The following is a 22,070-nucleotide window of genomic DNA, read 5'->3' on the forward strand; positions in this document are numbered from 1 at the left end:
TTCTTCAAATAATCATGTTGGCATTGCCTGATATAAAGCCTTTTTTTGGTTTGTCCAATCAATAAAAAGAAAATTATCATCTAATATAGTATGGATAGTTATAGAAAGGGGGATTAATAGTGAAATTAACGGAAATCAAGAAATCTTATGATATAATCATTCCTTGCGGCAGTGCTTGCACTCCCGCTTTGAACCTAAGAAGACTTGGCTTAAGAAGATTTTCTTTGCCTCTTGACTGGGTCTTTACCGAGTCATTTGCAGAAGTGGCCAGGCTATATAGTAATCAGTTCAAGGAATATATGGAATTGAAGAATTTGACTTTAGTAGATGGTTCCGGTACTTATTTTGACGATGACATAGATATAAATGCTGTAAATACCTATTTTGTAAGAGATAACCATTATAAAGTTACTTCAGTTCACGATTTCCCCATCCTGCCTGATAAAGAATGGTTTGAAACATATCCTGATTTCAAAGAGAACTTAGATAAAAGAATAGCAAGATTCATTGAAACGATCAAAGATAGCGATTCAATCCTATTTGTAAGATGGTCAACAAAATATGAGCAAGCCACTTTGTTTCAACAAGTAATGAAGGACATGTTAAAAGAAAAGGAATTTACTGTATTAATACTAATCCCCTCGGATGATGCAACAAGTATTTCTGATTTAGCATGGAACATAGAAAATGTTTGTGTTTTAGAAGTACCTAACCAAGTTTGGGATGAGGCGATTTGGGATCAGGTTTTTAGTGGCATACAATTAAATAGTCAGGATAAATCCCTGAGCGAACAAGCTCGATGTGTTAATGATTTCAATAACCCGAAATCTTGCAGCAGAAATAAAAGAAGTTGAAGAGAAAGGCATCCGCCAAAAGCAGATGCCTTTTCTTCTTGACGGGAGTCAAGTTAACCCTATCTCCCGTTTTCTGCTTGGTTTTAATAACGCAGGCTTTTGAACTTGCTGTGAGAGTGAGGTACATTCAGCAAATGAAAACTGTTTACACCCTTTACAACGGTTCTCATCCAGTTTGGATAAAGCTTTATTGATGGCATCACCCGTACTGGAAAAGAACTGTTCCTCACCAACCAGTTCAATAAATCCGGTTTTTCTCAGCATTTCTTTAGGTTCCTGTTGAATTCCTGATATCAGCACTTGTAGGTTATGAAACTTGAATTGCTTCACGATATCGGTTAGCAGTGCTTCCCCCGATGTATCGATAAAGGACACATTGCTCATTCTTAATAGGAGGACTTTTGGTTTTGATCGCATTATTACCTCGATTTCTTCTTGCAGCCTTTCGATTGTGCCAAAGAATAAAGGTCCTTCTATCGTATAAATGTTAATCTGCGGGCAGCTTGAACCTTGTTGCACCATTTCTGGTTTAACTAGTTTATCAGCTGGATCTGGTAATACCTTTGATAATTTCAATGTACCGCTCATCAATTTAACGAACGATAGAATGGCTAATAGTAATCCGATCCCGACGCCTGTTGTCAGGTCAATCACTACGGTTAACACGAAGGTAACGAGCAATACGACCGAGTCCATCGTTTTGGCTTTTAAAATATGCGAAAATTCTTTGCGTTCGCTCATGTTCCATGCGACAAACATAAGAATCGGGGCCATGCTGGCCAAAGGAATGGCCGAAGCATAAGGCGCCAAACTGACTAACACCAGCAATACCACCAACCCATGAATCACGCCTGATATGGGGGAGACTGCACCGTTTTTAATATTCGTCGCAGTACGGGCGATGGCACCTGTAGCCGGAATGCCTCCAAATAAAGGCGTAATCATATTGGTCAATCCTTGTCCCATCAGCTCTTTATTGCTGTTATGTTTACTGTTGGTCATGCCGTCTGCCACTACAGCGGATAAGAGTGATTCAATACCGCCAAGCATGGCAATGACCAAAGCAGCCGGAAGGAGTTCAATCACCAGACCGCCAGTGATATGGGGAAACTGAAAATGGGGCAATGCATTGGGAATGGCGCCATATGCCGATCCTATGGTCGCTACCTGACCTGGAAAGAATAAGCTGGCGACAAGAGTTGATACAATCAATCCCAGCAATGCTCCAGGGATTTTCGGTAAATATTTTGGAGTTAATATGACGAGAGTCAGACTTATGCTAGCTACCAGTACACTATAGATATTCACTGTATTGAAGTTCACTAAGATTTCTTTCATATTTAAAAGAAAGACCTCTTCTTTTTTTAAGTTACTGAGTCCAAAGAAATTGGCAATCTGCCCCGAGAAGATGATCACGGCAATTCCAGCTGTAAAGCCGATGGTAACTGGACGCGGAATAAACTTGATGAATCTTCCCAGTTTGAAGACACCTAAAAGAAAAATCATGATACCTGCCAGGAAACCGGCGATTAACAGTTTTTCATATCCGTACTGCATGACCACCCCTAACAAGACCGGGACAAAGGCTCCGGTCGGGCCAGCAATTTGATATTTCGATCCGCCAAAAAGGGAGACCATGATTCCTGCAATAATCGATGTGTACAGTCCGTATTCCGGCCTTACTCCGGAAGCAATGGCAAAAGCCATCGCTAAAGGAATCGCTACTATCCCAACTACCACCCCGGCAACCAGGTCTTTCTGAAAATGGCCTAAGTTATATCCTTCAAACCTGCTAGAACCCATCATTTTATCGCTCCTTCTTTATGTATTTCGTCCTTGCTTACCATATTGCTATATCCATCTATGATTCGATCCAGTTTACCCGTTTCGGGATGGATGACCATACCGTGGACGGCAATGGAATCCGGTAATAATGGATGGTTTTTGATCAAATGGACACTATTCCTTACACTCTCCTCAACGCATTGAAAGCCTGTCAGCCACTTTGATAAATCAATACCAGAGTTTGTAAGGATATCAATTTGCTCCTGGCTGATTTTCTTCTCCTTTGCGGCATCAAGCAGTGAAGAGGATTGAAGCCCCACCATACCGCATCCGTGATGTCCGATCACACACACTTCCTCCACTTTCAGCTCATAAATGGCGACAAGGATACTGCGCATAATGCTGCCAAATGGATGAGAAACAATGGCTCCGGCGTTTTTAATGATTTTCGCATCTCCATTTCTTAACCCCATCGCCTTTGGAAGCAATTCCAACAGCCGGGTATCCATGCACGTTATGATGACGATCTTTTTATCTGGATACTTTGTCGTTTGAAACCTTTCATATTTGTTTTGATCGACAAACGTCTTGTTGTAATCCAGAATGCTAGAAATAACTGACATTACTGATTCTCCTTTCTCTTTGCAAAACTTTGTTAAGGTGTAGAAATATGATGGAATGTTTTATGTACAATAATCCAGATGCCTTTCATCCACTTAACTACTTTGGCTCTGTTTTATCATTTGGTGCTTTATTCCATGTTAGAGATTGTTAATTAGAGTTAAATGATAGAAGGATTAGAAATTGGTGAGAATTATTACAGTTCCTTCTCTTTTTTTTTGCATTTTCCTTACTCACCAAAGCCAAAAAGGGTGATGCATATTAGACAGCTAATAGCATCACCCTTTTTTATGCTTTATTCAATTTACGTCTAGATTAGTAAACCCTTATGAGCCACTATTTTATTCAGGGCCATCATTATCGTTCTCTTCGTCATCTTCCCATGTGATTGTTTTTACTTCCTTCGTGTAGCCGTCCACTTGAACGACTGCGTCTCGATCGTCCTCCAATTCAACTTCGACCAAATAATAAGGTGTCTGATCTAGAGGTTGATAAAATTCTGTATCGTCACCTGTTCCTTTTACATGTTTTTCGGCAATCGCAATTGCTTCGCTTTCTGTAATGATACTATCTGCCACCAGTGTCGAGTCAATTATAGCTCCTGTATATGGATTGAGTATCAAGGTGATTTTTTCGTTATTCTTATTTACCACTGCTTTATAAAAGGAGTTGTCTTTCTCCTGTACAAAATCAATTTGTTCCAGGTCACCTTGTGAGGAAATACGCGTCTTTATTTCGTTTTGGGTCAGTAGCTTTTGGGGTGCTTTTTCCGTAGTCGCTTCAGCTGTATGACCAATGGTTTCTTTTTTTATAGAACGGACTTCCCCGCTTTTTGCATCCATCCTAATTTGATAGACCCCGGTTTCAAGCTGCATTTCAATCTGATATTCTTCACCTTCACTTTTCGTTGTCTTCATAATGGTTCCAGGAAATTTATCCTTTGCTGTCTGGTTCACTTCTTCTTTCGTCAAACTTTCCGCGGATAATGATGGAGCCCACCATTGAAATCCGACGAATGATAGCAGACCAAAAACGAGAATCGATCCGGCTGTTATCAGCACTTTTCTAATCTTCATCGTATCCCCCATCCAACATCATTCTGGCTTAATTAAATAAAAGAGTAACGATCGTTCCCCTGCCTTCGAGACTGTCCATTTCAATCCGCACATCTATTGCATCAGCAATTTCCTTTGCCACGGAAAGCCCCAATCCAGATCCGCCTTGCTTTCTGTTTCTAGCTTTATCCACACGATAAAAACGATCGAACACTTTTGGCAATTCAGCCTTTGGAATTCCATCCCCTCTGTCTTCGATGCGGATATATGCTTCATTACTTGTTTGTCCTATGTAGACGGAGATTAACTCGTCACTATACTTTCTGGCATTGTCTAAAAAAATAAACAAAAGCTGTTTTAACTTTTGAACATCCGTTACTGCTTCAATTGCATCGCCACTATAAATCTCCACTGTCCGATTGTACGCATTCTTATATACTTTCGCTAACTCTGCCATGATATCGGTCAGATTGACGTTTTCCTTCTCTATATTCCATTTTTCCTGATGCTTTGCAAGCAGGAGCATTTGCTCTGTCATCTCTCTCATTCTAATGGCTTCAGAATGAATGGCCTCTATGGATTCATCAAACAAATCAGGACGCTCCAACCCTTTTCTCTTCAAAAGGCTTGCATAGCTTTCGATGACAGTTAGCGGTGTTTTTAATTCATGTGAAGCATTCGATACGAATTGCTCCTGTTTTTCGAAGTTGGCCTGCAGTAAATCGATCATGTGATTAAATGTTTTTCCCATTTCCACAAGCTCATCCTTTGATTTTTCTTCTAGGCTAAGCCGCTTAAATTGGCCGCTAGTTTGAATTTCCTTCATCGTATCGATCATCGATCGAATCGGACGGGCGATGAAGTTACTAAGAATAGTGCTTGATATCAGAACTGGTATCATGGCAATGATGGTTACAGCGATTAATACGATGCGGAGAACAGCGAGCATTTCTTCGGTTGCTGACATGCTTTTGGTGATTTGAAGGTTAACTACACTTCCATCCCCCCAAACGATCGGGTTTGAAACGAATACATACTTTTTCTGCTGATAAGTGATGATCTCGCTCTTCTCACCGGGGTAAAAGCTGCTATTTCGATTGCTTAATTGTTTTTCAGAATTGGATGTAACGGCTGTTCCTTTTCGTTGACCTTCGATTACGATACCAATCATGCCATCTATAGGCAGATAGGCTCGAAGTAAATCATTTGGAGATATATTATTAACATTTTCACTAACATCAAAGGCAATTTTCCCTGTCTCCGCTTTCGCACGGTTCATTTCATTCACCATCATCAGATTACTGAAAACAAAATAAATGGAGACATTCATCAAAAGCAGCAGGAAAATGAATAACACCGCAGTATATAAGTTGATTTTCTTGCGAAGTCTCATTTTGCTTCCTTCATGACGTAGCCAACGCCTCTTACGGTATGAATGAGCGGCGTTTCAAAGCCATGTTCGAGCTTTTTGCGAACATATCGGATATACACATCCACCACGTTTGTTTCTCCCTGGAAATCATACCCCCAAACCGCTCCCAGAATTTGATCACGGCTTAGCACCTGACGCTTATTCTTCAGTAAATAAAGAAGTAAATCATACTCCTTTGGCGTTAGTTCAATATGACTATCACCTCTAATGACCTCGCGTGTTTTGACATTCACTTTTAAATCGGCAGTATTTAGCCATCCACCGATTTCAGCTTCCATTGAATGTGCAGCAGGCCGCATTCTTAAAACCGCACGAATTCGGGCAAGCAATTCCTCAATTTGGAAAGGTTTGGTGATATAGTCATTCGCGCCGAGATCAAGACCGGAAACTTTATCTTCAACCGAGCCTTTTGCCGTTAACAGGATGACAGGAGTGATATTATTCTTCGTTCGAATTTTCCGAAGCAGCTCAATCCCGCTTATGCCCGGAAGCATCACATCCAATAAGATCAAATCCCACTTTCTTGATTGATATGCTTCAAGGGCCTCCTTGCCGTCCATTGCCTTTCCAACTTGATAGCCTTCGATTTCAAGCTCCAATTCAAGCAGTCTTAAGATCTTTTCTTCGTCTTCCACGATCAGTACTGATTCTTTATTCATTTGGAAGACCTCCTTTTGTGTGGGACTCTCCCCATTTATGTATTCTGTGAAACTAAGATACTACAGATGGAATAAGATGAAAATAGTGTATTATGACGAGATTAATAGGTGTATGATTTGCTTTCGGGGAAGTGTCCCGCTAAAGGAAATCCTGCAAAACAATCTTTCAAAACTAGCGAATCCATTTAAATAGCCATATTCTTTTCGAAAGAATATGGCTTCATTTATTCACTCTTTTAGCTGATTCATCGCGCCCGTTTGTTGAACAAGACTTCGATTAATATCCCCTAAATAAACTGGAGACTATTGATGATTAACGTGCTGTATGATATATTTCCTTAGTTCTTTAGGATATATCCTATACTGAAGTAAATCATTAATATGTATCCATTCTACCCCTACTTGGTGACTATCTGGATTGGTAGGCGCTTTATTATTTTTTCCCTTTACCAGGTTGCTAACAAAATAGTATTCAACTTGGTGAACATGAAAATCGAATGAAGAATGCTCGTGATTTTTTCCTATATACTCACGAATGAAGCAGCTCCCCAATCTCCACTTCTTCTCCAACCTCTTCCATGCACTCTCTTAATAATGCATTATGAATGGTTTCGCCGTGTTCTTGTCTACCGCCGGGAAAAAGATAAAAATACCCCTCATCATCTTGATTTTTTGTTAATAAAATCTTATTTCCACCCATTGTTGAAGAAGAACATCCTTTGACCCTTAACTTTTATCTATAAAATTAGAGATTATCGAACACGGGATAAGTTAAGGTGCATAAAATAGGCTTGTGATATTTATCTATATTTTTGAAAGGATATAATATTGTGTATCCCTCTTACACTAACCCACACCATCTCAAACAAGAAACATTGTCACAGGTTGGCCCTTGGGTACAGTATGGTTTAAACGAAGCTCAAAAAACATCTGTCCCACATGCAATGATGGAAATTGCAGCTATTGCCTATCTGATGGGTAAAGGATATGATCCAAGGATGGCGCATCAAATTGTCGAATCATGGGAAGTTAATGAAATGTTTTAACTGCTGTAGCTTTGAAATAAAGATTAACCAAAATGTCCTCTTTAACCCCCATATTAGCGTAAATAAAAAAAATCCATTTTGAAAAAGGATGATATGCTCCCCAATAGGTAGACAGATAAAAAATAAAAATCTGTTTATCTAAGGGGAGTATTTTTTATGGCTCGAATGAAATATTCTAAAGCTGAAAAACTGGCGATTTTAGCTCTTTATAAAGATGGTCATCAATCAATAGCCGACATTACTGCTAAATTTTTGGTTGATCCTGGGACCATTAGAGATTGGAAGAGAAGGTATGAAGCGAATGGTGAAGACGGCCTAGAAGAAGCTCTTTCTTGGAAGCGTTATTCAAAAGAGTTAAAGTTAGCAGCCGTTAATGATTATCTATCAGGACACTATTCGTTAAGCACGGTTATCCAAAAATACAATGTATCCAGTACTGCGGTTTTGAGAAAATGGATTAAAAAGTATAATAGTCATAGAGAATTAAATGATACCGGTAAAGGAATGACAAACTCTATGACAAGTAGAAGAAAAACAAAGTTAGAAGAACGAATTCAAATTGTGAATTACTGTATACAACATCAGAAAAACTATCAGCTCGCAGCCGAAAGCTATGAAGTTTCTTATCAACAGGTATATCAATGGGTCAAGAAGTTTGAAGCAGATGGTGAAGAAGCACTACAAGATAAACGCGGTCGAAAGAAAGAGGAATATGAATTAACAGATGAAGAAAAGTTTAAGATGGAAATGAAACGTTTAGAGCGAGAAAATGAACGATTACGTGCAGAAAATGCTTTTTTAAAAAAGTTAGAGGAACTCGAAAGGAGGCGTCGTTAACAAGCGTTCGTCTACAAAATAAATATAGAGCGATTCAAGATTTACATGCGACTGAAAACCTGCCAGTAATCCTTTTATGTGAAATTGCCGGTGTATCTCGTGCTGCTTATTATAAATGGCTACAGCGTATGCCAACAGCTAGAGAATTAGAGAATGAAGCAATTCTTCAGGATATTCAAACTATTTATGCACGAGTAGGAGGCATTTATGGGTATCGAAGAATGAAATTAAATATTAATAGGATATATCATAAAAAGTTTAATCACAAACGTATTTATCGCTTAATGCACATCGCTGGATTACAGTCCGTGATTCGTCGGAAAAGAAAGCGCTATGTTCCTTCATCTGCGCAATATGTCGCTGAAAATCGACTAAATCGCAAATTTACTGCAATCAAGCCCAATGAAAAATGGGTAACAGATGTCACGGAGTTCAAATTAGGAAACGGAAGGAAAACGTATTTAAGCGCCATTTTAGATCTTTACGACGGCTCCATTATTAGTTATGTATTGGGACATTCAAACAATAATAAATTGGTATTTCGAACGTTTGATCAAGCTATAACTATATTAAAAGAGAATGAACATCCATTAATTCATAGTGATCGAGGGTATCAATATACGTCACATGGGTTTAAGAGAAAGATAGAAAAAGCAGAAATGATTCATAGCATGTCACGTGTAGGAAAATGTATAGATAATGGACCAATGGAATCGTTTTGGGGAACGTTGAAGTGTGAAAAATATTACCTAAATAAGTATGAAACATTTGAAGCGTTACAACAAGCAATAGATGATTATATCCAGTTTTACAATAACGAACGTTACCAAGAAAAATTAAACGGCTTGAGCCCATTGGAATACAGGGTTCAAGCCGCTTAAAGTATTTTTATTATTTCCACTGTCTACTTGACAGGGAGCTGTTCAGGATTGTTCAAAATGGATTTTCTTGTGATTCATTATTCAGTTGCTTACACTGTTTTAAGGTCCACAAAAAAAAATCAGGCACCTGTAATGGATGCCTTTAAATAGTCGAGCTATCTAGTGTTTCGTTTACTTCATATAAGTTTTTAAGATCTAGTACTTTTTATGGTAGTTTAGTAAGCAAAAAAAGCAACCAATTAGGCTGCCCTGGACCTTGAATTCATTTGAATACAATTATTACTTTGCACAAACAACGAAGCTATTTAATGATTTCTCCTTACCATTCGAAGTGTTCATCAGTTCATAATAACCAGTTATTAACGTTTGTATCATGTTAGGGACTTTAATAAATCCTGCACGGATACTATTGGCATAATCTTTTTCCCATTGACCGTCCTGCAAAAATGTTGCATCGACTGTAAGTTGTTTTACCACTTCAAAATTTGTTTGCTGGAGCAGCTGGAGAATTTGAGTTTTATGAAATAAGTTTTGGATATTTCCTTCACTCTTTACGAAGTTTGAATGCAGTGCAAGAATGGAAACTGCACAAAAGTGGGAACGTTGAGAAAGGCAGGTGAAGTCGAGGTCCCATTCTGCAAAACACAATTGTTTTGCCAATCTACGAATCTTTTTAAAGTATTTCAATAAATCCTCTGGTTGCTTGAAATACCATGAACAATGGGATAATACCGCCATATCAAATGGGATGGGTGATTCAAAAAAATCAAAATCCATTTCAAAATGGAAGTCAATCCGTTCTCCTAATGAAGATTTCTTTATGCGTTCTGTTGCTTGACCTAATGTTAACGGTGCTCCGTAATCGGGACTGGCAATATCTATTGCGACAACAGATCCGCTTTCCCCTACTGCATCTGCTATTGCCACGGTTGTATCCCCTTGACCACAACCTATTTCCAATACACGCATTCCTTTTTGGATCCCAAATGCCGCTAATAATTCCAAACGGTGCTGTAACTGCACTTGTTGTATCAAATCATCTTCAAATAATTGATATTCCGCTAAAAAGGATCTTGTTTTTTCGTTTAGTTGAAATGACTTCAAGTATCATTCACCCCACATTTAGTGTGTATTGGTTCATCAACAAAGAAAAAGGCTGCCTAAGCAACCTCCTTCATTGAAATTACCCTTCATTTTGCAAAACCAATCTTAACATCTTACATGCTTGCGTTTAAAACCAAGCCTTCCTCTACCGACTTCTTTTTGAATACTTTCGTATGCATTTAGAAAACTGTTTTTTTTCTTGTCCCGTTTGACTTCTACGTTCCCTATTGCCTTTGCGGTCTCGACTGCCTTTTCATGGAGCGGCAAATAGGAAATCCCCACGGTGGATAGAAAATTATTCATAGCGGATTTCGTTCGTTCTGGCGATTCGTGAATCGTATTCTTCACAAGGTCCAGCATATCGGAAATTTTGCTTTCTGAAAATTCAACGTCTTTTCGATTCCCTAAAAGCCAACAGTAGCAACTCCAGCCCGCTGACATTCTCAACTCTTCACCGCTTGCAATCCATTTATCGGATACTTCTTGTGCAATATCTGACTCCGATAAAGTTACAGCCACTACATAATCGGACAGCATATAAAAATATGCAGCATCCATCCAACGATCATAGTCAGACTCAGTCATGGCTTTTGGGTCTGCAATGATGCCTGCAAAGTACATGGCATCATAGTTACCTGTCGAATAAAGCTCTTCAGCCAAATCCTGATTTATTTTTATTTTCCTTACAATTGGTTTCATGGCGCCTGTCGCCACGCCAAAAAGCGGCTCATGCGCACCATTGGATATGTACATTTTTTTAGTTCGTTCCTTGCCTAGGGCTTCAAGCTCCTGCATGACCATTTCTACATTCATCGTTAAGCACATCCTTCTATATGGAGTTTCCCCCTAATATTTTGCCCATCAAATATATATCCCCATTATCCTATAACAGACTGCCATTTGTCAGCACCGTCTAAGTACATGTATGTTACGCAGGGTTCCACTTGTAAACTTTATAATTCTCGATGTTTTGTTGAACTATCCTGCCTCGATAGTTCCACAAGGGGTCTTGTAGCACCCCATCAAGTTAAAATTTCTTTACGCCCCAAAACGAAAAAAGCTATCTTCAGCAGCATATAGCTTAATTTTTCGTTTTGGGTATAATCCTTTTACTAAGCTTGATGGCAATAGGCGGTACCCAGAAAACAGATGAATTTGTCTGAAGACCCCCTAAAATTTTGGTTTAAAATAGTAATAATGTAATATAAATCTATTTTTCTTGTATGATAAGGTAGAATAGTAGGAAAATGAATCGAAGGGTGGTATTACTTGATGGTAAATGTAAAAAAAATGTCGTTTGTTATTTTTATTTGTTTCATGTTTCTTATACCCAATTCAATCTTTGCTCAAGAAGTTTTACACAATGGAAGTCAAGGACAAGCAGTTTATGACTTACAAGAAAATTTAAAGGAAATGGGTTACTTTAACAGGCAACCAACAGGGTATTATGGTTCAATTACTGATCATGCGGTGAAACAACTTCAACTAGATTCTGGAATATTGCCAGATGGAGTTTTTGGATACCAAACACATCAAAAATTAAATAGTATTGAAATGATGGCAAGGGTTGTTCATGGAGAAGCTCGAGGAGAAACTTATGAAGGAAAAGTAGCTGTCGCTGCAGTAATTTTGAACCGAATGTCAGCGTCAGGTTTTCCTAAAAATACTTACGATGTTATTTTCCAGACAAATGCTTTTACAGCTGTACATGATGGGCAATATTATTTGACCCCAAATAGCCATTCTTATCGAGCTGTTATTGATGCATTACAAGGTTGGGATCCTACTCATGGTTCTGTTTATTATTATAATCCGTTGTCGGCAACAGATGAATGGATTTTCACAAGGGAAACAGTCATTAGAATAGGCAACCACTTATTTGCAAAGTAAAACTAATCTACATACATATTGAGGAATGATATTTATAGTTTCGAATTATTAATATCCCATTATCTATGTCGTGGAGTATAGTTGAAAGGTCGGGCAGTATTTGCCCGCCCTTTTTGGCGGTACCCCATACCCATCAAGCTAAGAAAACAGGTTACCCCCAAAACGATAAATGTTACAAAAAGTCCAAAATTTCGTTTTGGAGGTGCATAAAATTTTAACTTGATGGTGATGTGACGCTACCCCTTATTAGGATTAATAAATTCTACTTAATTGTTAAGTTTTCTTAAATACTCTTCTCTAACTTCTTTTGGCACCATGCTACCCCCAGTTGCCCAAATGATGTGACTTGCATTTTTCAATTTTCCTTGTATATTATTTTCTTTCAGATAATTTCCTCCATCGGATTGGCTTAATAACTGAATTGGTCCATAGAAACCAGCAAGTGCAGACGGTTCTAAAAAAATATTTTCAGTATCTATTAGATTTTGTAGGAAAGAATAGAGTCGTTCATCATCAACGGTGTAGCAACCACTTAGCATATGACCTATTGTTTTCCCAACAAAGCTAGAAGCTCTTCCTACTGCAAGACCATCAGCGTCAGTCTTATTATCAATACCAAAATCTTGAACAGAAACTTTGTCTTGCAGGCGTGTTAACTGTCCAAGTAGAAAGCATGGTGAATGAGTTGGTTCTGCAAAAAAACAATGAATATGCTCTCCAAATTCTTCTTTCAAACCAAATGTTACTCCTCCTGGACCTCCCCCAACACCACATGGAAGGTAGAGAAATAACGGATGCTCTTCATCTACAATTATGTTCATATCATCCAACTGCTTTCTTAATCTAGAAGCTGCAACTGCATATCCTAAAAACAGATCACTAGAATTTTCGTCATCGATAAAATGACAAGTAGGATTAGATAACGCTTGCTTTCGCCCTTCTTCTACAGCTTTACTGTAATCCAACTGATATTCAATTACCTGAACTCCTTTGCTACAAAGTAAATCTTTTTTCCATTGCTTAGCGTCTGAAGACATATGAACGGTTACCTTAAATCCTAACTGAGCACTCATTATTCCAATACTCAAACCTAAATTACCTGTTGAGCCAACCGCAATAGAGTATTGTGAAAACAATCCTTTAAATTTTTCACTATCGAAGACCTCATAATTATTAACATATGTGATGAAATTATGTTCTATGGCTAGCTTTTCTGCATGCTTTAATACCTCATATATTCCTCCTCTTGCCTTTATCGATCCCGAAATTGGAAGATCATTATCACATTTTAAAAGAAGACTACCTTCTATACTAATACCGTAGTTTTGTTCTATCCAATTTTGCATATTTGGAATAGAAATTAACGGTGATTCAATGATACCGTTCTGTTCTGCTGTTTCTGGAAAAACCTTTGCTATATAAGGGGCAAAGCGATCTAGTCGTCTCGATGCATCATTTATATCCTCAACATTTAAAGTAGAAAGGTTGTTTTTCATACCGTAATCAGGATTTGACCAAAAAACCTCATCCGTTCTTATTATTTCTTTTAATATCGGATAGTCTTCGATCCATTGTTGAATACTCTTCCCTTCAAGAAGTTTTGTTTTCATCTATAAGCTCCTCTCTTTATGATTAAAGGACTGTCTGCTGTCTATTTATAGTGATAATATTAGCTGAAAATACGATCTATCGTAACAAATATGCAAGAGGATTACTCTATCAAAACATTCATGATAAAGTAATCCTTTTCCAGTGCAACTTATATACAAAACGAATGAGTTTACAAACGTAATAATTCCTAGTTTCTATTAAAGTGTTACTACTTTATCAGTATGAACGGATATCTCAGTCTTTTTAATAGCTAAGGCTGCGATAATGGAAATGAGACAACAAACAATTAAAAACCAGAATGCGGCATTGTATGAACCTGTAAAACTGATCATAAATCCCATGGCCAAAGGAGAAATGAAACCTGCAGCCTGAGCACCCATATTAATTATCCCCATTGCAGATCCAATAGTTTTCTTCGACATCATCTTATGTGGTAAAGAAAAAGCTACTGTAAAAGCAAAACTTTTAAAGACCATGCAAATATTTAAATATAACATCGCTAATGGAATAGAGGTTGTTGTAAACATTAAATAGAGGAAAATTCCCGAAATAAGCATACCAAACGCTGCATAGTACTTTTCACGATTAACAAAATAGCGATCTAATAACCAACCACTAAAAAGCATGGCAATTCCTGTGGAAATTCCAGGAAGAGCTGCATAAAAACCCATGGACATAATATCCATTCCCCTTGCTTCCATTAAATAAGAAGGAATCCATGAGGCAAGACCCCAGTTCACGATACCCGCCGCGAACCACATGACAGTGATTTTCCATAATTCAATATTCGCTAATAATTCTTTGAGAGGTAGATTGTTCTTCTTGGTAACATCAGAAGATTCTTGTTGCTGTTTAGGTTTAAAATAAACCCAGAATGCTATTGTCAGTATGACCCCTAGTGCACCGATAACAATAAACATATTTCTCCAACCTAACCATACAATCATTGGCGCAGCTAACAGTGGAGCAAGAGCCATCCCGAAATAATTAGAGGACATAAGAAAAGCAGAAGCTTTTGGTCTTTCTTTAAGAGGATAATAATCTGCTATACCTTTTTGAGCTGCTGAAGGATAGCCACCTTGTCCAATTCCGAATAGGAACCGAATAACTATTAATGAGGTGAGTGACCAAGCCAGCCCTGTAAATACAGTAAACACTGACCATACAATGATGGACCAAATTAACACTTTTCTTGATCCAAGCTTATCCGTTAGCCATCCTCCAGGAATTTGCATGATGGCATAGGAGATAAAAAAACTACTAAGAATAACTCCAACTGCTGCAGGATCTAAATTGAATTCTCCCTTGATATACACTACAGCAACACTCATTACCATCCTATCTAAATAATCAACTAAATATCCAACAAACAAAAGCCCTAAGATAAAATGCTTGTTTTGATATCTTTGAGTATTACTCCCCATCATACTCCTCCTTTTGTCTTTTTGCCGCTATGAATCTAATTTTATATTAATAGAGGCAAATTATTATCTTTATGGCATGTTCATAATTTATGCTTTTTCAACTAGATTCATCTCCTGATGACGAGCAGCTTTAATTACTTTCCCTGCTCTTGTACCTATATACTCTCCGTTATGAACAGTTAATTTACCATTTATCAATACCTCAAGAATGCCTGTAGGTTCCAAAAGGGGGTCATCAAAAGTTCCAAAATCAGCGATTTTTTCTTGGTCAAACACAACTATATCAGCTTGATAGTTTTCTTTTATGAGGCCACGATCTTTTAATCTCATTAGTTGTGCAGGAGCGCCGGTCATTTTCCGAATAGCTTGTTCGAGTTTCAAAGCGCCCTCTTCCCTTACATATTTACCAAGTACTCTAGGAAATGTTCCATATAATCTTGGATGAGGCTTTCCTCCAAAAATACCATCGGAACCAACCATTTGCAGTTGATGGCACATGCCAAGTAAGACATCTTCTTCAAATCCCCAATGAATGATCATTGTAATACTTCCCTTTTCTTCTACTAGAAGGTCAAAAGAAGCATCTTCAGGAGTTTGTCCCCTAATTTCTGCGATTTCAATTATATTTTTACCTTCCAGACATTTATTAGCCTCTGATTGAACGGAGGTGATAATGATATTTTTCCACCCACAATTTAAAACCCAATTCTCATAGTCTTTGTTATTATTAAAATCATCGATAATTCTTTTTCTGTCCTCAGGATTTTTTAATCTAGCTAGCATTTGTTCCGTACCTCCAGAATGCATCCATGGAGGAAGAATGGCATGGAATACAGTTGAGGCAGCTGTATATGGATATTGATCGAAAGTAATCTCAATGCCTTCGCATCTTGCCTCATCCATTTTTTCTAGAGATGTTTTAAATTTATCTCGGTTACTCTGACCAATGACTTTAAAATGGGAAATGTGTAGCCTCACCCCTGATTGTCTCGCTACATCGATAACTTCGTCTAATGCAGATAAAGAATGGATGCTTTCATTTCGGATATGGACAACAAAGCAGCCATCATATTTCGCAGCACCTTTGCAAATTTCAATTAATTCTCCTTTATTCGAGAAAACATTCGGAGGATATACAAGTCCAGTAGATATTCCAACTGCTCCTTGACGCATCCCTTCTTCAATCAATTCCCTCATTTTCTCCATTTCCATTTTAGTGGCTGTTCTCCCCTCAAATCCCATTACAAGAGTACGAACAGCCCCATGCGGCACTAAATATGCTGCATTACCAATCATTTTAGACTTTTCTAGAAAGGTTAAGTATTCATCAATGCTATTCCAAGGCCAATCTCCAATATCACCATTAAGCCCATTTAATTGTTTTTGCCATAATGGTTTAGTTTCTTCTGAAACAGGAGCTACAGAAATACCGTCCTGACCGAATAATTCTGTCGTCACACCCTGAAGTGCTTTAATTTTATGAATCTCAGGTACAGTGCAAAGCAGATCTGAATGAACATGGGGATCAATAAACCCTGGAGAAACAGCCATTCCTTTGCAATCAAGGATTTGTATTGCCTGTTTTTCACTCAAATCACCAAGAAAAACAATTTTCCCATCTTTAATTCCAATATCTAATTTTGTCCATGGGTTGCCACTTCCATCATAAACATGTCCATTTTTTACAATGACGTCGTACATTGGATCACTCCCTTATTTTGTTAATGAAAATAATTCTGAAATTACAGTATCGAATGGATAAATAGGTTTGTTAATTTTTTTATGGTTGAAGGATAAAAGATCTCCTGTGCTTAATCCTGGAGAATCAACAGTAATGATTTCCTTTGCTATTGAGACATAAGAAGCTCGAAAATGGTGAGATGATTTTAATCCAATTATTTTGGACTTTAATACATCAATCCCATGAAGAAGGAAAATCTGTTCATCGAAAGTTTGAGATCTAACAGAGCATACAATGACGTCAACATTACCTACCTTTAGTCTTGCGCTTTTTCCTAAATTCACTTTACTGCCTCTCCACATCGGTGATGATTGAATAAATTCCCCATCAGTTAAACACTTTACATAAGCTGATATCTTTAGTGATTTCCCATGGAGTGTATCAGTTTTACCTCCTAATTCCACCTGTATAAGGGATCCTACTCCTGTTTTATGAGCGATATCGGCAACTTCAGGATCATAAATAAAACCAAAACAGGTATTCGGAATATCAGCCTTAATCATTTCCTTCAATAAATAAGTACCATCTCCTGGAGTACCTGCACCTGGATTATCCGAAGCTTCGTTAATTACTATCGGAAAATCTACTCTAGAAGAAGCATATGTAATTGCTTCTTCTGGGGAAGGTAAGGTGGGGAAAAATTTATCTTTTATCTCCCAAATCCTAGAAGCAATATCATTAGAAACTCTTTGAGCTAATTGAGGATTATTATTTGTTGTCGTTATAATTGACGCACCAGCGTATGGGATATCTGAATAAGGAAAACCGTGATAAAACGTACAATCAATGACTTCAGGGTGTTTTTCCCATTCTTGACACCACTCGTTAATTTCTTTTACTGGAGAATTGTAAGAAGTTGTGGTTGGGATAAGTAAAGGTAATTTTGTAAAACCCATCTCGGGTTTTACTTTTCCTATTAGAATGCCCACTGTTAAATCAATTGCTTCAATCCCCCTTTCATAAGAATCAGTATGTGGATATTCAACGTTACCAAAAATCGCGTTAGATTCTTTTATCATTGCTTCTGTAATATTTCCATGTAAATCCAACACAGTGACGATCGGCATTTTGTAACCAACTCTCATCCTTAGTGCAGTTAACAAGTCTCCTTCTAAATCATCTACACCTTCTGCAACTCCAGCTCCATGAAGGAAGATGCAAATTGCATCAAGGTCACCAGAACCCTCAATAGCAGATATTAGTTCTTGTTTTGCAGTTTGATACGTTTCTTTAGTAATGATCCCAGAAGGATTAGCCCAAGCAGAAAATGTTGGAATAATTTCAATTCCAAGTTCGTTACCCCGATCAATCATGCCACCCAAATAGTTCTTAACCCCACAATGCTTTTGAAGTATCACATCCCCATGGTCCCATTCCCAGAGCTTGAACAAATCAATAGTTGTTTTTACGTTAGAAAAAGTATTTGTTTCGTGTACCATCTGGCCAATTGCTATTCTCATCACAAGACTCCTCCCTTTTAATGTGAAATATCTATATGTTTATTCCTTTCCAATAGTTGAATTTCATATAGGTGACGCGGTCTTCCACGATGAATGGGTTGTTCTTCCCCGATTATTACAGCTAATTCACTTCGCTCGAGTATATTGAGGATCCTTCGGGCACTTCTAATGGTCAAATCAAGTCCATTCGCAAGATCAATGGCAGTTATATCCTTTCTTCCAAAGTTTTCACAGAAAGAAAATAGCTTATTGATTGTTGCTATACTCAGTCCAGCTGTCTTTGCCAGCTGCATACGGTAAGGGTCATCACCGCGTAAGGAATATGTTAATAATTTATCTTGACCAACTGGTCCGTATACGGTGCCATCCAAATCAACAACGAAGCAGCTCGGCTTGTTTGATTGAGATTGAGCTTTAGTTACTGCTTTACGTGCATTTATCTCAGCTTCATTTGCTGTGTATCCAAAACCTATGCCTAGTAAAGTCTCCAATTCTATTTTCATAGCAATCTCGTTTAAGAGAGGAATTTTCTTGTACTTTTGAGTTACCCTTTCAATCGCACCTCGAGTAGTTATAAATCGGACTTCATCACGATCTGACCAATCAAAAATTGCCTGAGCATCTTCACTAAAATCAATAAGTAGGTTCTCAAGTGCAGCTTTCTTGCGCTTTGTCTTATATTCAGACAAGTTATTGGAGCTAAACAGATTATTGAAATGAAGGATGCCTATTGCTATTTGTGTATTGCTTTGAATCAAGGATTTCCCTTCTAATAGCACATTTTCTAGGCTTGAACGGATAGTGGATTTAGTTGGAATTACCCTATAGACTAGAACTCCTAGTCCCTTTAAAGTCTCATAGACCGATTTTATACATGTAATCGCTACATCTATTTTTTTACTTGCCCATAGTTTGTAATGAAAATTGACCAATTCATCTGCTTTTTGATCAGTGTTCAGAAGAAATATTGCTTTGGAGTGAATTTCAAGTTCTTCAAAACATTCCTTCACCTCACCTTCATCCAATGTATCCATACTAAATCTGAGAGGAGTACGAATTGGATTAATTTCAGTCTCAGTAATAATTTTAAAAATCGTCCGATATAGAGCAGTCCCAGTTAGTGGTATAAAAATCAGAGGTTTATTTGTAATTTGATGATTTTTAGCAATCTGATATGGAATTATTCCAGCAAATAAGTAAACATCAACTTCATTAGTATTCTGCTTAACGATGTCTACTGTTTCTTGTTCATGATTATAGGGAGCCGATAATAAATTTATTTCAAGGTATGACTTACCTACTGTAAATACTTGATCAATTACATCCTCAGGTCCTATGACAGCGACATTTATCTCCATAAAAATTCCCCCTTGCGATCTTAGATGCCCCTTAATATGCTGAATTATCAGTTAATTAAAGATTATATTATCTTTCATTCTATTAAAAGTAAATGTCTTTAAATGGACCCAAAATAATACATTAGTAATTCGGGTTCTGGTGCAAATAAGCCGTAAGAGAATTAGATTTGTAAATCTCGACAAACAAAGATGTTGAAAGAAAAAACAAAATGTAATAGGGAGATAGGGGTATCGCCACATGCCCATCAAGCTAACCGAAAGAATGTTTAGAGTAGAGCCGTATCCGCAAGAAACCCTCTATGTTTGACTAAAGAAAGGCATGCCAAATATGCCAAAGAGCAGGTCATTTTTTAGAGCTATGCTGCTTTCTTTTTGCACAAGGTATACTGATAAACAACACCCAATATATCAAAGACTGTTTTCTTCTCATACCGATGAGATTTTCGTCCGTTTTTCTGTAGGAGGTTGAACAGGCGAAGCAGAATCTTTGATAACTCTTGGGTGCTTTTTTGTATAGCCCTAAATGGGGTACCACCACATGCCCATCAAGCGAAGTTAAAATCATACCCTCAAAATGAAAAAACGCTATGCTTATCGTAAGAAGTTTACGAGAAAGGATGGCGTTTTTGATGAATCCTATCATTTCAAATGAACTGAATCTTTTCGCACAAGAACTACAATACTTTTTATCTCCAGTAGTCCTACAAGATATCGCCAAACAAGTTGGCTTTGTACAGCGATCGAGTAAGTATCAAGCAAACGAACTCATTGCCCTTTGCGTATGGCTCAGTCAAGAAATCGCTAGCACATCACTTACACAATTGTACAGTCAGTTAGAAGCTTCCACTGGGGTACTGATGAGCTCAGAAGGATTGAATCAACGCTTTAATTCAGCAGCCGTCACATTTCTTCGAGAAGTCTTTACTTCTCTTCTCACACAAAAACTCTGTTCAAATCAATCGCTTTCTGCACACATGATTTCTACTTTCAATCGAATCCGTATTTTAGATGCGACAGTGTTTCAACTGCCTGATCATTTCGCCACTGACTATCAAGGTTCAGGCGGGAGTAGTAATACGGCAGGTGTAAAAATCCAATTGGAATATGATTTACTTAGTGGTCAATTTCTTAACGTGCAGCTTGGACCAGGAAAGAATAATGATAAAACGTACGGTACCATCTGCCTTGAAACCGTAGAGGCGGGCGATTTGTGTTTGCGTGATCTTGGTTACTTCGATTTAGGAGACTTACAAGCCATTCATGATAAAGAGGCTTACTATATCTCGCGGTTGAAGTTGAATACACGCATTTATATCAAGAACCCTGAGCCAGAATACTTCAACAATGGCACGTTAAAAAAGCAAACAGAATACATCCAGCTTGATATGACACAAATGATGTCTGGTCTAACCCCTGGTGAAACGATGGAAATCCCAGAGGCATACATTGGCCAAAATCAGAAGCTTCCAGCACGTGTCATTATCCATCGTTTAACCGATGATCAAACGCAAACACGCCTGAAAAACCAAGCGATACGTGAAAAGAAGAAAGGCATTGTCATGAAGGATAAAAGTAAACATTTAATGGGCATGAATGTATATATCACGAACACGTCGCTAGAAGAAGTACTGACAAATTACGTGCATTCATTGTATTCACTTCGTTGGCAGATTGAGATTTTGTTTAAAACGTGGAAGTCATTCTTTGAAATTGATGAATGTAAAAATATTAAAAGAGAACGCCTAGAGTGCCATTTATATGGACAACTCATTGGCATTCTCCTCTGTTCTTCTACGATGTTTCAAATGCGACAGCTTCTGCTTGAAAAGAAAAAGCAGGAGCTGAGTGAATACAAAGCGATTTATATGATTAAAGATTACTTTCCGTTACTGTTTCAAGCGATAGCAGTTGGCACAGAAGAACTTTTGAAAATTCTGCATCGCCTTTATCAGCTGCTAAAAAAGAACGGTCGTAAATGTCATCGGTATAAGAAGATGACCGTCTTTGATATTCTAGGGGTTGTGTATGAAACGACGGTGAAGCATAGACAAGCTGCCTAGCGAAAAAATCGCGTTTTAATAGGCTTCTTTGGCATGCCTACTTTTCCATCACTCGCTAGTTTTGAAACAAGGATCAATTCGTATCTAGTCATTTACTTTGTTAGCTTGATGGGCATGTGGCGGTACCCCAGAAGAGAACGGTTCCAGCCACTACGTTTGTTGAACTATCCTGCCCCTATTATTCCATAAGAACTGATCGACATAGCTCTTTATAGAACCGAATTAACAAGGTTTTTGCTAAAAATGCAAAGC

18 protein-coding genes and 1 pseudogene are annotated in these 22,070 nt (G+C 37.9%); 5 read left to right on the forward strand and 14 right to left on the reverse strand.

Features of this window, described 5'->3' with window-relative positions:
• The first annotated feature begins 119 nt into the window (after nucleotides 1–119).
• Nucleotides 120–854 carry a DUF1796 family putative cysteine peptidase gene (locus AC0VX1_RS21030; protein ID WP_475468762.1) on the forward strand — a complete coding sequence of 245 codons (735 nt, stop codon included), beginning with the start codon at nucleotides 120–122 and terminating at the stop codon, nucleotides 852–854.
• Between the two features lie 48 nt (nucleotides 855–902).
• Here the strand turns inward: AC0VX1_RS21030 and AC0VX1_RS21035 are convergent, their stop codons facing one another.
• The 6 genes from AC0VX1_RS21035 to AC0VX1_RS21060 all read right to left on the reverse strand — a co-directional run bounded on the left by AC0VX1_RS21035 (nucleotide 903) and on the right by AC0VX1_RS21060 (nucleotide 7,106).
• Nucleotides 903–2,660, reverse strand: a complete 1,758-nt coding sequence (locus AC0VX1_RS21035) for a SulP family inorganic anion transporter (protein WP_475468764.1) — start codon at nucleotides 2,658–2,660, stop codon at nucleotides 903–905.
• Entirely contained in the window at nucleotides 2,657–3,262 is a 606-nt protein-coding gene (locus AC0VX1_RS21040) for a beta-class carbonic anhydrase (RefSeq protein WP_057277008.1), read from the reverse strand. Before AC0VX1_RS21040 ends, AC0VX1_RS21035 begins: the two co-directional genes overlap by 4 nt.
• 339 nt (nucleotides 3,263–3,601) lie before the next feature.
• Nucleotides 3,602–4,336 (reverse strand): PepSY domain-containing protein, encoded by a 735-nt coding sequence (locus tag AC0VX1_RS21045; protein WP_400448727.1) that lies wholly within the window; start codon nucleotides 4,334–4,336, stop codon nucleotides 3,602–3,604.
• A gap of 28 nt (nucleotides 4,337–4,364) precedes the next feature.
• Nucleotides 4,365–5,708, reverse strand: coding sequence for a sensor histidine kinase (locus AC0VX1_RS21050; RefSeq protein WP_057277010.1), 1,344 nt, complete (start codon nucleotides 5,706–5,708; stop codon nucleotides 4,365–4,367).
• Nucleotides 5,705–6,406, reverse strand: coding sequence for a response regulator transcription factor (locus AC0VX1_RS21055; RefSeq protein WP_475468767.1), 702 nt, complete (start codon nucleotides 6,404–6,406; stop codon nucleotides 5,705–5,707). Before AC0VX1_RS21055 ends, AC0VX1_RS21050 begins: the two co-directional genes overlap by 4 nt.
• 529 nt (nucleotides 6,407–6,935) lie before the next feature.
• A complete protein-coding gene (locus AC0VX1_RS21060) occupies nucleotides 6,936–7,106 on the reverse strand; it encodes an NUDIX domain-containing protein (protein WP_475468769.1) in 171 nt (56 codons plus the stop codon).
• A gap of 130 nt (nucleotides 7,107–7,236) precedes the next feature.
• Here AC0VX1_RS21060 and AC0VX1_RS21065 point away from each other — a divergent pair, with 130 nt between their 5' ends.
• Nucleotides 7,237–7,452 carry a hypothetical protein gene (locus tag AC0VX1_RS21065; protein ID WP_054399744.1) on the forward strand — a complete coding sequence of 72 codons (216 nt, stop codon included), beginning with the start codon at nucleotides 7,237–7,239 and terminating at the stop codon, nucleotides 7,450–7,452.
• A gap of 156 nt (nucleotides 7,453–7,608) precedes the next feature.
• Nucleotides 7,609–9,170, forward strand: a protein-coding gene (locus tag AC0VX1_RS21070) for an IS3 family transposase (RefSeq protein WP_475468771.1) whose coding sequence is annotated in 2 segments (ribosomal slippage) — nucleotides 7,609–8,242 and nucleotides 8,242–9,170 — 1,563 coding nt in all. Because the reading frame shifts where the segments join, the coding sequence is not laid out codon by codon here.
• Between the two features lie 279 nt (nucleotides 9,171–9,449).
• Here AC0VX1_RS21070 and AC0VX1_RS21075 read toward each other — a convergent pair.
• Together AC0VX1_RS21075 and AC0VX1_RS21080 are read right to left on the reverse strand one after the other, a co-directional pair.
• Entirely contained in the window at nucleotides 9,450–10,274 is an 825-nt protein-coding gene (locus tag AC0VX1_RS21075; RefSeq protein WP_475468773.1) for a class I SAM-dependent methyltransferase, read from the reverse strand.
• Nucleotides 10,275–10,379: 105 nt separating this feature from the next.
• Nucleotides 10,380–11,087 (reverse strand): DNA alkylation repair protein, encoded by a 708-nt coding sequence (locus AC0VX1_RS21080; protein ID WP_145504418.1) that lies wholly within the window; start codon nucleotides 11,085–11,087, stop codon nucleotides 10,380–10,382.
• A gap of 459 nt (nucleotides 11,088–11,546) precedes the next feature.
• Between AC0VX1_RS21080 and AC0VX1_RS21085 the strand changes: the two genes are divergently transcribed.
• The gene (locus AC0VX1_RS21085) at nucleotides 11,547–12,164 is read left to right on the forward strand and encodes a cell wall hydrolase (RefSeq protein ID WP_475468775.1); all 618 of its coding nucleotides are present in this window, start codon (nucleotides 11,547–11,549) and stop codon (nucleotides 12,162–12,164) included.
• A 266-nt stretch (nucleotides 12,165–12,430) separates the two neighbouring features.
• On the opposite strand, the gene AC0VX1_RS21090 is transcribed toward AC0VX1_RS21085, so the two are convergent.
• The 6 genes and pseudogenes from AC0VX1_RS21090 to AC0VX1_RS21115 form a co-directional block, all read right to left on the reverse strand.
• Nucleotides 12,431–13,774, reverse strand: coding sequence for a D-serine ammonia-lyase (locus tag AC0VX1_RS21090; RefSeq protein ID WP_475468777.1), 1,344 nt, complete (start codon nucleotides 13,772–13,774; stop codon nucleotides 12,431–12,433).
• Between the two features lie 198 nt (nucleotides 13,775–13,972).
• Nucleotides 13,973–15,199, reverse strand: a complete 1,227-nt coding sequence (locus AC0VX1_RS21095; protein WP_475468779.1) for an MFS transporter — start codon at nucleotides 15,197–15,199, stop codon at nucleotides 13,973–13,975.
• An 87-nt stretch (nucleotides 15,200–15,286) separates the two neighbouring features.
• Entirely contained in the window at nucleotides 15,287–16,900 is a 1,614-nt protein-coding gene (locus AC0VX1_RS21100; RefSeq protein WP_475468780.1) for an N-acyl-D-amino-acid deacylase family protein, read from the reverse strand.
• Between the two features lie 12 nt (nucleotides 16,901–16,912).
• Nucleotides 16,913–18,400: a M81 family metallopeptidase gene (locus AC0VX1_RS21105; protein ID WP_475468782.1), complete on the reverse strand. Its 1,488-nt coding sequence runs from the start codon at nucleotides 18,398–18,400 to the stop codon at nucleotides 16,913–16,915.
• Nucleotides 18,401–18,417: 17 nt separating this feature from the next.
• Entirely contained in the window at nucleotides 18,418–19,758 is a 1,341-nt protein-coding gene (locus tag AC0VX1_RS21110; protein WP_475468784.1) for a transcriptional regulator, read from the reverse strand.
• 356 nt (nucleotides 19,759–20,114) lie between these two features.
• A pseudogene (locus AC0VX1_RS21115) lies at nucleotides 20,115–20,282 on the reverse strand (IS4 family transposase); the annotation flags it as partial.
• Between the two features lie 105 nt (nucleotides 20,283–20,387).
• Between AC0VX1_RS21115 and AC0VX1_RS21120 the strand changes: the two are divergent.
• Nucleotides 20,388–21,818, forward strand: coding sequence for an IS4 family transposase (locus AC0VX1_RS21120; protein WP_475468786.1), 1,431 nt, complete (start codon nucleotides 20,388–20,390; stop codon nucleotides 21,816–21,818).
• Nucleotides 21,819–22,070 lie beyond the last annotated feature (252 nt).

The sequence above is a fragment of the Peribacillus sp. QJM3NY_7 genome, assembly GCF_056173225.1.